Raw genomic sequence first — 12,773 nt, forward strand, 5'->3', positions numbered from 1 at the left:
ATTATTCCTTTACGTTTAATGGATGCTGTTTTCGATACTGATGAACCGCCGCACTGATCGCCGCTAACGTGGTGCCATCGGGTTGATCAGTGCTGCCTGAGTGAGACAGTTTGAGAGGTTTTGAGTGCCCGTCCGGGCTGGGTTTACCGGGAAACTTACGACAAAAAGCGGCAATCAGATTTATTGCCGCAATCAGAAGTGCGAGGAAAGTAAATACGAATATCATCCCCATTCCAAGCAAGGTGGCTGCTTCAAGCAATAACGATGAAATTGCCTCAGAATTCATTATCCGCAATACCCATATCCAGTATTAATATCACTATAAGTATCATGTGCCTGCGTTAAACTCAACCAATCTCAGTCCGAGACAATTGACGGTGATAACTTCTCAACATCACTGAAATTTATAATACGCTAATCACTGCTATACTTAAGTCTTTTCATAATTATCCATGTTGATCAGATGTGTTGACGATTTTCAGCTAGCGGGGTTTCCCCATGCCACAACCATCACAAACTAAACGCGGTTACGGGCACAAAGCGCTGATCATCGCCCTGACTTTTATCACTGCACTGACAATTTGGTTGGTATACGACAGCCTGCGCCTCGCAGCTTCACCCTGCGAAGCAATATTCCAGCAAAGCGAAATGAAGCTGGGAGTGAAATTAAACGTGCTAAAGAACGAGGGAGAGGTCCTATTAGGCCGCCAACCCATTGTACGCTTAACCGAAAAAGTGCAAGAGGTAGCTATCAATCTCAAAGCATGTTGCGTGATGCATTCAGGTAAAACTGATAGCAGAGGATTTGCTCAATGTCAGTCTCGTTTTCGTCAATTCTCCCAAGGCCTGAATCAGTTGGAAAAGCAGGTGGTGAAAACCTCTGAAATACTTGATAGCGGTGATACACAACGTATCGATGAGGCAAAGGCACAAACAGAAAGGTTACTCGACGAAGTAGAATCCTTCAGCGAACAGATCAGCGATGAAGTGAACGCGATTTCGCCGCCACCACTTTCACTGGATAACACCACATATTTAAACGAACAATTCGATGGCGAAAGGCTTAGCGAATACTGGCGAGTGCTCAAGCCTGATCCTGACAGATGGATGCTGCAGCCGCCAGAAAGTTCGCTATTAATTGTCACTCAGCCTGGCAGCCAGGTGGATGACAATAACAGCCTGAAAAACCTATTTTTGTTAAATCAATCATTGCCTGAGAGCGATTTCACCATTGAAGCCAAAATTAGAATAGCCATTCAGAATCAAAAAAATGGGGTCTCATTAGGGTTGTGGGAAAATGCAGATAACTACCTGGAGATTGGGTATTGTGGATTTTCACACGGCTACAACGTTCGGCGTAGCCCATTTTTTCGCAAAGAATTAAGAGGCAAGTCTCACCTGATAGAGGAGGACCTGCGGCAACATGGCCGCGTCCAAAATGCAGAAACCATTTATTTAAGAATTGCCAAGAAAGGGAATAAATACATAGGCTATTATGCGCTGACTACCAGCGAAGCAGCTCTCACCGACTCAGATTGGCATATCATCGCAACCCACGCGGTACCCAACTTCAAAGGCAAAGTTGCACTATGGGCAAGTAACGACGACGGTAAGGTTTATTCCTCGACCAACCCCGTGACGCCGGAGATTCCCGTTGAATTTGATTATGTAACGGTAAAGTAGGACTCGAGCAAGCCAACAGTTTGGCTTGCGCCGCCTGAACGACTCTCGCTCTGCGAGAGGCTGGCAATCCGACACACTGCAAATAAAAAACCCACCGTGAGGTGGGTTCTTAAAGTGGCGCGTGTGGAAGGATTCGAACCTCCGACCGCCTGGTTCGTAGCCAGGTACTCTATCCAGCTGAGCTACACACGCATAATTTTTCGTTTCATTTCTACTAACTGTACTTTGAAACGTTGGCATTTTTATAAGTGGCGCGTGCGGAAGGATTCGAACCTCCGACCGCCTGGTTCGTAGCCAGGTACTCTATCCAGCTGAGCTACGCACGCGCAAAACTTGTGTTGTTACCAATCCAACCAAAATCGAAATGGCGGAGAGGGAGGGATTCGAACCCTCGATACCAGTAATAGGTATGGTTCCTTAGCAGGGAACTGGTTTCAGCCACTCACCCACCTCTCCGTAATGTGGGGCTGAAGTTTAATGATTCACTGAGGGAAGTCAAACCTTTTTTACTCTCAATTGAATAGCTTGCTGGCATTTTAATCAACCTATACAAAATTTAGTCTGCACTGCCCATTTTCACAACAAATTAATACTATCTTCGCTCACGATCAAAAAAGGCTGGAATGACCCAGCCTTATCTTTGTATCGTGAAATTATTCAGAATCGGAATTGCTTGGCTGACCACTTTTTTCAGCCTGTATGCGCATGTAAATTTCTTCACGATGCACTGAGACTTCTTTTGGTGCGTTAACGCCAATACGTACCTGATTACCTTTAACGCCCAAGACAGTGACAGTTACATCATCACCGACCATCAACGTTTCCCCTACACGACGAGTTAAAATAAGCATTCGCTTGCTCCTGTTCCTTAACTTTCTACATTTCCCTGATGGTTTACTATCAAAGGCACGACCCGATGACAGTATCAGTGCTTCCTTGTTTCTGTGTCACTTCAAAAACTCACTGATTTACTTCTAAAAACTCGATTATAGCCTATCAGCCAGCCATGGGTGAACTGAGTCTAACGCTTTTATCAGGTTATCTGGCTGATCGCCGCCCGCCTGTGCCATATCAGGACGACCACCACCTTTACCGCCAACCTGCGCTGCCACTGCGTTAATTAACTCACCCGCTTTAACTTTAGCAGTTAAATTTTTAGTTACGCCAGCAATTAAGTTAACTTTTTCACCTGAAGTTACACCAAGTACTACGATACCTTCACCAATACGGTTCTTAAGATCGTCAACCATAGTTCTTAATGCATTAGCCTCGACACCTTCCAGCGCGGTAACCAGTACCTTAACACCGTTTATTTGCTCAACTTTATTAAGAATATCTGCTCCCTGCTGAGAAGCCAGTTTGCCTTTAGCGGCTTGCAGAGCCTTTTCCAATTCTTTATTTTGCGCCTGTAAAGCAGACAACTTGTCGCTCACGCTGCTGACATCAGTTTTCAACAACGTGGCTAAACGCTGCATTTTCGTTTCTAACTGCTGTACATATTCCAGTGCCGCCTGACCCGTGATTGCCTCAATACGGCGCACGCCAGACGCGATTCCGCTTTCGCTGACGATTTTGAACAGGCCAATGTCACCTGAACGGGAAACATGAGTACCACCACATAACTCTACAGAAAATGGCCCCATGGTGACGACTCGCACCTTCTCATCATATTTTTCGCCAAACAACGCCATGGCGCCAGACGCTTTGGCGTCTTCTAAATCCATCAATTCTGTGGTGAGCGGATGATTTGCGCGAATTTCTTCGTTAACCCGGGCTTCAATCTTCGCGATCTGGGCTGCTGTCACTGACTCAAAATGGGAGAAATCGAATCTAAAGCGAGCTGCTTCTACCAGTGAGCCCTTCTGTGTCACGTGTTCACCTAACACTTCGCGTAACGCAGCGTGCAGTAAATGCGTAGCGCTGTGATTTTTTTTAATTGCCTCGCGGCTTTCCACATCAATTTTAGCCGCAGCTGTCTCACCTTTTTTAATTAGCCCTACCGCTTTACCGCGATGTGCGAACGCATTCCCCAGTTTCTGAGTCGATGAAACGATAAACTCGCCCCCCGCCACTTTTAAAATGCCCTGGTCGCCGGTCTGGCCACCTGCCTCTGCGTAAAAAGGCGTTTGATCAAGCACCACAACCCCTTCCTGGCCGTCGCTCATCTGTTCGCAAAACTGGTTGTTTACGATAAGTTCAAGTACTTTCGCTTCGCCCTCTACTTCGTCATAACCGGTAAAGTGCGTTTCATGCTCAACTTTTACCGTACTGTTATAATCGGCGCCAAATTGACTGGCTTGTTGCGCTCGCTCACGCTGCTGCTGCATCGCTTTTTTAAAGCCTTCTTCATCAATTTCAACGTCATGTTCGCGGGCAATATCATTGGTCAGATCGGTGGGGAAGCCATAAGTGTCGTACAGTTTAAAAACGACATCACCGGGGATGGTTTTCCCGTCAAGATCAGCGATGGTATCTTGCAGCATTGCCATGCCGCGGGCTAATGTTTTGCTAAACTGCTCTTCTTCTACTTTAAGTACTTTTTCAATGACCGGTTGCTGGTCGGCAAGTTCCGGGTATGCCTGCCCCATTTCTTTTACCAGGGCCGCCACTAGCTTGTAGAAGAATATGTCTTTTGCGCCTAATTGATAACCGTGACGAACCGCACGGCGAATGATTCGACGAAGCACATAACCGCGGCCTTCGTTACCGGGCATTACGCCATCACAAATCAAAAAGCTGCAACTACGAATATGGTCGGCGATAACACGCAACGACTTATTCGCCAAATCATCGGTACCAACGGTATTAGCCGCTGCCTTTATCAAATTAGCGAACAAATCAATTTCATAATTGGAGTGAACATGCTGCAAAATAGCGGAAATTCGCTCTAGCCCCATGCCGGTGTCGATCGAGGGTTTTGGTAACGGCTCCATGCTGCCGTCTGCCTGACGGTTATACTGCATAAATACCAGATTCCAAATCTCAATAAAGCGGTCACCGTCTTCTTCAGGGGTACCCGGAGGACCACCCCAAATGTGTTCGCCATGATCGTAAAAAATCTCAGAACACGGACCGCAAGGTCCGGTATCACCCATCGACCAGAAGTTGTCTGAGGTACTGATGCGGATAATTTTTTCTGCCGGTACACCAATATGGTCTTCCCATATTGCGAATGCTTCATCATCTTCGGAATACACGGTTACCAGCAATTTTTCTTTGGGTAGTTTCAACTCTTCGGTCAAAAAATTCCACGCAAACTCAATCGCTTCTTTTTTGAAATAGTCGCCAAAACTGAAGTTGCCCAGCATCTCGAAGAAAGTGTGGTGGCGGGCGGTATAGCCGACATTTTCCAGATCATTGTGCTTACCTCCGGCACGAACACAACGTTGAGAGGAAACCGCGCGGCTATAACTACGTTTCTCTGCACCTAAAAAAACATCTTTAAACTGATTCATACCAGCATTGGTGAACAGCAAAGTAGGATCATCGGCAGGAACCAATGACGAACTGGCTACATGTTGATGGCCACGTTGCGAAAAGTAATCAAAGAATTTTTGGCGAATATCTGCAGTTGAAAATGTCATTGACGTAAGCGATTCCTAGTTAACCTATGGATGACCTGATACTAATCCTAAAATACGCAATTTGCATATTGGATGAACGCGCAAAGATAGCACGGAAAGTGCGGTATTGTTAAGCATGCATACCAAAATTACGGGTTTTCTGTTGCGTATTGAATTTGCTCAAAGGTAAAGCCGCGATATTGTAAAAACTGTCGCTGCTTCTGTTTGTCTTTGAATGAGGCGGGCACCTGGGAAGGGTATTTTTTTGCGTGTACCGCTTTAGCCAGCTCAAACCAATCCACTTCGGCTTCGATAAACGCTGCAGTAATCAGGGTAACGTCGATATTATGCTGTACTAATTCTGCTTTCACCCGCAGCGGCCCGATACCTTTGTTCGCTGCGTGGCGCACCCGCGATTCTGCAAAACGCCGGTCAGATAAAATGTCAGCCTCCGCGAATTCTGACAGAACAGGAAAAATGACTTCTGTTTGAAAGCCTTTCTGTGACAACTTTTGCACCAGCTCTGAATGACTGTGTTCTCTGCGCGCCAATAGCCGGGTGGTAGAGTCAATTATCTTTTTTCTAATCTCGTCAGTCATGATACCGTGATACTTTCAACATCTGCTCCCATTTAACACACGTATTTTATGGCATTCGAAGTAAAATTTCACAGTCAATTTTCTGCCTTTGACCCTCAGCAATGGGAAGAACTCGATGGCACCCAGTCGCCATTTCTATGCTTTGCTTTTTTGTCAGCGCTGGAAACGTCTTACTGTGTTGGTGAAGGGACAGGCTGGCAACCTTATCATCTGGGTATTTACGAAAATACACGCCTGGTCGCCGCGCTACCTGGCTATATCAAACATGACAGTTATGGCGAGTACGTGTTTGACCATGCCTGGGCGAATGCTTATTATCAACATGGTCTTAGCTATTATCCCAAATGGATAAGTGCTATCCCATTTACCCCCGTGCCTGGCAACCGCTTTCTGTTGCGAAGTGATGTCGACCGCGCTGGCATCTTCAAAGCGTTTCAACAAGCCATCTCCTCATTAGAAGCAGCGAACTGCTCCTCTGCACATATACTTTTTCCTGATGATGTGGTGGTATTTGACGATAGTGCATTTCTGATACGCAAAAGTGTCCAGTTTCACTGGCACAATTACTCATATGAATCGTTTGATGACTTCTTAAATGCCCTTACCTCCAGAAAGCGCAAAGCTATACGAAAAACCCGACGGCGATTACACGAGCAAGACGTGGTTGTGTCACGTTATCAGGGTGTCGAAATTACTCAGCAGCGTATTGCGTTCTTCTATCAGTGTTATCGCGATACGTATTTAAAAAGAAGCGGCCATGAAGGCTATTTGTCTCAGGCTTTTTTTGAGCAGTTAGTGCATTCAATGAACGATCAGCTGCTGATTGTCGAAGCAACCCACCAGCATGAACCTGTCGCCAGCTGCCTGTTCCTTTATGATAACCAAAAGGTGTATGGCCGCTACTGGGGATGCGTCAGCGACATTGAAGAACTGCACTTTGAATGCTGTTATTTTCAGGGCATCGAATTTGCTATAACCCAGGGCTTGCAATCGTTTAACCCAGGCACGCAAGGTGAGCACAAAATCTTAAGGGGTTTTGAGCCTACTTTTTGTTATTCGCTACATACGTTATTCCGCGTCGAATTCAATCAGGCAGTGGCGCACTTTCTGCGGCGTGAGTCCATAGCCATCGACACCTATTATGAGCAGGCTAAAACTGTCTTGCCATTCAATGACCTAATGCAAAAAAAACTCATCTGCAACAAGTGAACTAAAACCCGTCATTGAAACTAATAATACTATTACTAACCCGTGATAAAGAATGGTTACCTAAACGGATCATGCTTTGTCGCGGATTAGCAAAAGTCGGCGCAGTATTTGCCGTTTTCAATGTGAATTTGGACACTCACTGATTTGGAGCGTAAACATGAAACATAAACTTTTGGGCTTTCTAACCGTTTTCACTTTTGTTTTCGGCTTAGCGGCATGCAACACCATGCATGGTGCTGGAGAAGACGTGGAAGATGCTGGTGAAGCGGTACAAGATGCAGCGGATGGCGAGTAAACAATAGTTTCACCAATGCTCAGAAACATTTGAGCATTGGTGCACTTTAAACTGTTTTTCGACGATACTTTAAATTTTAAATTGATTAACCAGATCTTTAAGTTCATCGGCAACGCCACTTAATTGGGTTGCTTCCACTGCCAATTCTTCAGCATGTTTGCTGGTTTTATCACTTAGCCGGGTTATTGCGAGCAATGAGCGGTTAATGTTTTCAGCTACATCTGTTTGCTGCTCAGTGCTATTAGCTATTTGCGCACTCTGCGCTTGCACCGTACTAATCGCCGCGCTGATGTTGGACAGTGAACTGACCACACTTTCAGTTTTCGCTACGCCGGTCTTCGAAATTTCTTTCCCCTTCTGCATAACGCTGGCGGTTTGTTCAGCCATTGACTGAAGCTTTTCTACCATACGACGAATGTCGTCGGTGGAGTCTTGGGTTCTGCTGGCCAGCGAACGCACTTCGTCAGCAACCACAGCAAACCCCCGCCCCTGCTCACCTGCTCTTGCAGCCTCAATGGCAGCATTTAACGCTAATAAATTAGTTTGTTCGGCGATACTGTTAATTACGTCGATAACCGCGCCGATATTTTCTGACTCTTTACTCAGCGTAGTAACTACTTCAACCCCTTCGTTAATTGAATTTGCCAACGCGTGAATTTCGTTCATCGCTTCTTGCGCTTGTGTGGAGCCGCCACTGACCTGATCGTCAGCTTCCGTTGCCGCACGACTGGATTCAGCTGCGTTTTTTGAAATTTCTTCAACCGTTGCCGCCATTTGTGAAACCGCTGATGAGACGTTATCTACCTGATAACGTTCTTGCTGAATCTCTTTATTGGTGTTTTGGGAAACCGAAGACAAATGTGCGGCCGCTTCGGCAACGGCTCTTGTATGTGTCGTTGTTTCTTTCAGTAAGTCACGAAGTTTGTCGGTAAACCGATTAAACTCCTGCGCCAGAGAGCCGATTTCATCGTCTCGGTGAATGTCCAAACGCTTAGTCAAGTCGCCATCCCCACTGGCAATTTCTGCCATTGCATCGCGCATTTTCAAGATCGGCCGTGTTACTTTTGAGCTCGCCCAGTAGGTGATCAAGGCTATCAACACAATAATGACAATCGCTGCAAACACCGCTGAAGTTATGGCGTCAGTGATAGGCTCGGAAATAATACTCGCAGGGACCAGGATACCCAACTTCCAATCCATTGCCGGTGTATTCAAACTGGCATGTTTAAAAACTGCGATATACGCTTTTCCCTGCCATTGCAATTCCACCATTCCACTATCAGCTGAGGCCATTTGAGTCGCCAGTGGAGCGAAGCCCGTTGAGTTCTCAAATACCTTATCGAAGTCAGCTATAGGGCTGCTTAAAGGCAAATTTTTTGATTGTTTGGGGAAATAAACAATGTTGTTATCCTGGTCTACCAAAAAAGCCGTGCCCTGGCCCTCAAACTGTATACCGTCTATGACCTCACCTATGGTGCTTATCAAAATATCAACACCGCCAACACCAATCAGTTCTGTGCCTTGGTAAATTGGTGCTTGAACCACCGCTGAAATCGTCCCATCCTGCGAGTCGATAGCTGGCGGTGTCACGTACAATTTACCTGTCTCTACTGCGGTGTTGAACCATGGGCGCTGTGTTGCAAAGTATCCTTTACTGGGATCGCCTGCCGTAGGTCCCTCCAGGTCTACGCCAACCCGGCCCGCTTCATAAAAATACTCACCGGTATTGGCGGAACCAAAAAATGCAGATTTAATATTGTCATCGTTATCACTGATATTGTTGAATAACTGATAGATATTCTTAGAGTTCGGCATGGCAGATTCTGCCGCACCTCTTTTCGTGTGATTGACAAAAAAGTCTTGCAGAAAAGGGTTGGCCAGCAATGTTTTTGCCACCCCCCCGTAGGTGGCAAAAAACTTTTCTACCCCCCGCGCTTCAAGTTTGACCAACCCCATCACTTCAAGCTCGATGGCATCTTTGGTCTTATCACCGATGTAACCTACCGCGACGATAGAGGTGATGAGTAACATGATGGCGATACTACCACCCACGATAAGCATAAACTTGTTTTGTAAGGACAGTGATTTCATAGCACGACTCGTTATTGTTATTGAATTACCAAGCAAAAATCGTCTGATGCAATTCTTACTTCATGCTTAAGTCTAAAACGTAACCAAGGTGTACTTTTATATCAAAGACGGCTGAAAATGAAAAAGGCTTATTTTTGCCAGACCAACAACAAATTGTTCGCCGGCATGCTGTGAATGGACGTCAGAGTCATTGGTTCGGCCCACTGAATTAACTCATTAATATCGCGATAGCCTCCATAACCTTCTGAAAGTAAATGGTAATGAAAATCGCGGTTACTCTGGCTGCTGAACTCCCCATTCTGAGTGAATGGTCCATACTGACAAAACACGCCGCCTTTGGGAAGGTGCGCAGAAACCTGCTCCATCATTAAGCGTGCATGCTGCTTTTGCATAATGTGGGCGGTATTGGCGGTAAACACCCCGTCAAAGTTCTTTGCGGGCCACGCTGACTCACCAAAAGTTAACGGAATCGGAGGCTGCAAATTTGCCGAAGGAAATTCACTCATCCAAGCCTCAATTCCTTCGTGATACTGAGGCTGATCACTGGTTTGCCAGATAAGGTGAGGTAGCTGTGATGCAAAAAAGACCGCATGTTGTCCGGTGCCACTGCCAATTTCCAACACATGGTGACACGTTGAAAATGCATCTTTTAATAGTGCCAGAATGGGCGACTTATTATTTTCACACGCCTGACTGAAGGGTTTATTCATTGATATTCGGTGCTAACCATTTGTTTGCAGTAGTTATATCCCATTGTTTTCGCTGTGCATAGTCTTCTACCTGATCCGATTGAATTTTCGCTACCGCAAAATAACGGGACTGCGGGTGAGCAAAATACCAGCCGGATACTGACGCGCCGGGCCACATGGCGTAACTATCAGTCAATCGCATGCCGGTATGCTTCTCAGCATCAAGCAGATCCCAAATTAACTGCTTTTCAGTATGCTCCGGACACGCAGCATACCCCGGTGCAGGGCGGATACCCTGATATTTTTCCCGAATTAACGCGTCATTATCCAAATTTTCATCTGCCGCGTATCCCCAAATCTCTTTGCGTACCCGTTCGTGTAAAAATTCTGCAAATGCTTCAGCTAATCGATCAGCCACGGCTTTTACCATAATTGCATTGTAATCGTCACCGTCGTCACGATAACATTTTGCCAGCTCATCTTCACCAATACCTGCGGTTACCGCAAACGCCCCCATATAATCTTCCACTCCTGATGATTTTGGTGCCACAAAATCGGCCAGGCAATAGTTGGGATAATCTGGTTTTAACGTTTGCTGTCGCAAATGGTGCGCCACCCCCACCACGTGGTTGCGCTTGTTGTCAGCATAAATTTCGATATCATCGCCGATATTGGCTGCTGCAAATACACCACACACGCCCTTTGCTTTCAACGCAGCAGTCTGGGCCAGCTGATCCAGTATAGCGTTGGCATCGTCGAACAACAATTGCGCCTGTTCACCGACAACCTCATCGTTTAAAATTCTGGGGTACTTACCGGCTAACGACCAGGTAAGGAAAAACGGCGTCCAATCGATATAATTTCTTAATGTATCAATATCAGCAGTAACCGGAAATACGCCTAATTCTTTGGGCGCATCAGGCAGCTTGCCTAAGTCTAATGCACACTTATTTTCGCGCGCTTCCTGTAAGGTTACCGGCCTGGAACGTGGTTGTTTTCGCGCATGCTGCTGACGCACTTTTTCATATTCATGCTCGAGTTCTATCGCAAACTTTTCCCGGCTTTGCTGATTTAATAGCTTTTGGCACACCCCAACCGCCCTGCTTGCGTTGGCAACGTACACCACCGGAGCATTATAGTTTTGTTCAATTTTTACCGCCGTATGGGCTTTCGATGTAGTGGCACCGCCGATTAACAGCGGAAGTGAGAACTGCTGACGTTGCATCTCCTTCGCCACATGCACCATCTCATCAAGCGAGGGTGTGATGAGACCGGAAAGCCCAATCATATCTACATCTTCTGCTTTTGCGGTATGCAAAATGGTTTCGCATGACACCATCACGCCCAGATCGACCACTTCAAAATTGTTACATTGCAACACTACGCCAACGATGTTTTTGCCGATGTCATGTACGTCACCTTTTACGGTTGCCAGCAAAATTTTGCCGTTGCTCCTGGTGCCTGACGATTTTTCAGCCTCAATAAATGGCTGTAAATGCGCTACCGCTTTCTTCATCACTCGGGCTGATTTCACCACTTGCGGTAAAAACATTTTGCCTTCACCAAACAAATCGCCCACCACGTTCATGCCGTCCATAAGCGGGCCTTCAATCACGTGCAGCGGTTTTTCGGCCTGCTGGCGGGCTTCTTCAGTGTCATCAATGATGTAGTCAGTTATTCCTTTAACCAGCGCATGCTCTAACCGTTTATTGACAGGCGCTTCACGCCAGCTTAAATCTTCTTTTTGCGCCGTTTTGCCATCCCCCTGATATTGGGGTGCAATATCCAGCAGTCGCTCTGTCGCGTCGTCGCGTTTATTCAAAATCACATCTTCAACCGCTTCTCGCAGGGCAGAGGGAATTTCGTCATATACTTCCAACTGTCCCGCGTTTACGATTGCCATATCCATGCCAGCCCGGATTGCGTGATAAAGAAAAACAGAATGCATGGCTTCACGAACCGGATTGTTGCCCCGAAAAGAAAACGAGATATTAGAGAGTCCACCTGACACGTTCACATGCGGGCAAGTCTGGCGGATCACCCGTGTGGCTTCAATAAAATCAACCGCATAGTTATTGTGTTCTTCAATTCCTGTGGCTACCGCGAAAATATTGGGGTCGAAGATGATATCTTCCGGTGGAAAGTTGACTTTCTGTGTAAGCAGTTGATAACTGCGCTGACAAATTTCAACTTTACGTTGCTGAGTATCTGCCTGCCCGGTTTCATCAAATGCCATCACCACGGTCGCTGCGCCATAGCGTTTGATTAAGCGCGCTTGTTGCAAAAATAATGCTTCGCCTTCTTTTAAGCTGATGGAATTAACAATCGCTTTGCCCTGAACGCATTTCAAGCCAGCCTCGATAACCTCCCATTTAGAGGAATCGATCATGATGGGAACCCGGGAGATATCAGGTTCAGACGCAATCAGATTTAAAAAGATCTGCATCGCCTGAACTGAATCCAACATGGCTTCATCCATGTTGATATCTATAATTTGTGCACCGTTTTCAACCTGTTGGCGGGCCACATCCAATGCTGCCTCATAATCGCCATCCAGAATCAGTCGCTTAAATTTTGCAGACCCGGTAACGTTGGTACGTTCACCGATATTGATAAAGCTTGAGAATTGCTGTGTCACTTAACC

The 12,773-nt window shown here is 46.3% G+C and carries 10 protein-coding genes and 3 tRNA genes; 3 read left to right on the forward strand and 10 right to left on the reverse strand.

From position 1 onward, the window contains the following. Position 1: 1 nt before the first annotated feature. Complete coding sequence (locus HCJ96_RS06135) at positions 2-286, reverse strand: OadG family protein (RefSeq protein WP_169210155.1); 285 nt, start codon at positions 284-286, stop codon at positions 2-4. Positions 287-498: 212 nt separating this feature from the next. Between HCJ96_RS06135 and HCJ96_RS06140 the strand changes: the two genes are divergently transcribed. After that, positions 499-1,683, forward strand: a complete 1,185-nt coding sequence (locus HCJ96_RS06140; protein WP_169210156.1) for a beta-xylosidase family glycoside hydrolase — start codon at positions 499-501, stop codon at positions 1,681-1,683. A 115-nt stretch (positions 1,684-1,798) separates the two neighbouring features. Here the strand turns inward: HCJ96_RS06140 and HCJ96_RS06145 are convergent. The 6 genes from HCJ96_RS06145 to HCJ96_RS06170 all read right to left on the reverse strand — a co-directional run bounded on the left by HCJ96_RS06145 (position 1,799) and on the right by HCJ96_RS06170 (position 5,845). After that, a tRNA-Arg gene (locus HCJ96_RS06145) sits at positions 1,799-1,875 on the reverse strand. A gap of 57 nt (positions 1,876-1,932) precedes the next feature. Then, a tRNA-Arg gene (locus tag HCJ96_RS06150) sits at positions 1,933-2,009 on the reverse strand. A 39-nt stretch (positions 2,010-2,048) separates the two neighbouring features. Then, positions 2,049-2,139 (reverse strand) — tRNA-Ser (locus HCJ96_RS06155). A 197-nt stretch (positions 2,140-2,336) separates the two neighbouring features. Further along, entirely contained in the window at positions 2,337-2,534 is a 198-nt protein-coding gene (csrA, locus tag HCJ96_RS06160) for a carbon storage regulator CsrA (RefSeq protein ID WP_169210157.1), read from the reverse strand. 135 nt (positions 2,535-2,669) lie between these two features. Then, positions 2,670-5,267 (reverse strand): alanine--tRNA ligase, encoded by a 2,598-nt coding sequence (gene alaS, locus HCJ96_RS06165; RefSeq protein WP_169210158.1) that lies wholly within the window; start codon positions 5,265-5,267, stop codon positions 2,670-2,672. A gap of 128 nt (positions 5,268-5,395) precedes the next feature. Continuing rightward, positions 5,396-5,845 (reverse strand): regulatory protein RecX, encoded by a 450-nt coding sequence (locus HCJ96_RS06170; protein WP_169210159.1) that lies wholly within the window; start codon positions 5,843-5,845, stop codon positions 5,396-5,398. A gap of 48 nt (positions 5,846-5,893) precedes the next feature. Between HCJ96_RS06170 and HCJ96_RS06175 the strand changes: the two genes are divergently transcribed. Both HCJ96_RS06175 and HCJ96_RS06180 read left to right on the forward strand, forming a co-directional pair. Then, positions 5,894-7,054 carry a GNAT family N-acetyltransferase gene (locus HCJ96_RS06175; protein WP_169210160.1) on the forward strand — a complete coding sequence of 387 codons (1,161 nt, stop codon included), beginning with the start codon at positions 5,894-5,896 and terminating at the stop codon, positions 7,052-7,054. A 157-nt stretch (positions 7,055-7,211) separates the two neighbouring features. Next, a complete protein-coding gene (locus HCJ96_RS06180) occupies positions 7,212-7,349 on the forward strand; it encodes an entericidin A/B family lipoprotein (protein WP_169210161.1) in 138 nt (45 codons plus the stop codon). A 69-nt stretch (positions 7,350-7,418) separates the two neighbouring features. Here HCJ96_RS06180 and HCJ96_RS06185 read toward each other — a convergent pair whose 3' ends face one another. The 3 genes from HCJ96_RS06185 to metH all read right to left on the reverse strand — a co-directional run bounded on the left by HCJ96_RS06185 (position 7,419) and on the right by metH (position 12,767). Beyond that, complete coding sequence (locus tag HCJ96_RS06185; RefSeq protein WP_169210162.1) at positions 7,419-9,440, reverse strand: methyl-accepting chemotaxis protein; 2,022 nt, start codon at positions 9,438-9,440, stop codon at positions 7,419-7,421. A 128-nt stretch (positions 9,441-9,568) separates the two neighbouring features. After that, positions 9,569-10,150, reverse strand: coding sequence for a DUF938 domain-containing protein (locus tag HCJ96_RS06190; protein WP_211162711.1), 582 nt, complete (start codon positions 10,148-10,150; stop codon positions 9,569-9,571). Further along, on the reverse strand, positions 10,143-12,767 hold the full coding sequence (metH, locus tag HCJ96_RS06195; protein WP_169210163.1) for a methionine synthase: 2,625 nt from the start codon (positions 12,765-12,767) through the stop codon (positions 10,143-10,145). The genes HCJ96_RS06190 and metH overlap by 8 nt, the downstream gene beginning before the upstream one ends. Between the last annotated feature and the right edge of the window lie 6 nt (positions 12,768-12,773).

The organism is Alteromonas ponticola (genome assembly GCF_012911815.1).
GTDB lineage: Bacteria > Pseudomonadota > Gammaproteobacteria > Enterobacterales > Alteromonadaceae > Alteromonas > Alteromonas ponticola.

Excerpts from the sequence above, each read along its gene's own strand:
- HCJ96_RS06135 (WP_169210155.1), bottom strand. The coding sequence starts at position 286 with ATGAATTCTGAGGCAATTTCATCGTTATTGCTTGAAGCAGCCACCTTG.
- HCJ96_RS06140 (WP_169210156.1), top strand. The coding sequence starts at position 499 with ATGCCACAACCATCACAAACTAAACGCGGTTACGGGCACAAAGCGCTG.
- csrA (WP_169210157.1), bottom strand. The coding sequence starts at position 2,534 with ATGCTTATTTTAACTCGTCGTGTAGGGGAAACGTTGATGGTCGGTGAT.
- alaS (WP_169210158.1), bottom strand. The coding sequence starts at position 5,267 with ATGACATTTTCAACTGCAGATATTCGCCAAAAATTCTTTGATTACTTT.
- HCJ96_RS06170 (WP_169210159.1), bottom strand. The coding sequence starts at position 5,845 with ATGACTGACGAGATTAGAAAAAAGATAATTGACTCTACCACCCGGCTA.
- HCJ96_RS06175 (WP_169210160.1), top strand. The coding sequence starts at position 5,894 with ATGGCATTCGAAGTAAAATTTCACAGTCAATTTTCTGCCTTTGACCCT.
- HCJ96_RS06180 (WP_169210161.1), top strand. The coding sequence starts at position 7,212 with ATGAAACATAAACTTTTGGGCTTTCTAACCGTTTTCACTTTTGTTTTC.
- HCJ96_RS06185 (WP_169210162.1), bottom strand. The coding sequence starts at position 9,440 with ATGAAATCACTGTCCTTACAAAACAAGTTTATGCTTATCGTGGGTGGT.
- HCJ96_RS06190 (WP_211162711.1), bottom strand. The coding sequence starts at position 10,150 with ATGAATAAACCCTTCAGTCAGGCGTGTGAAAATAATAAGTCGCCCATT.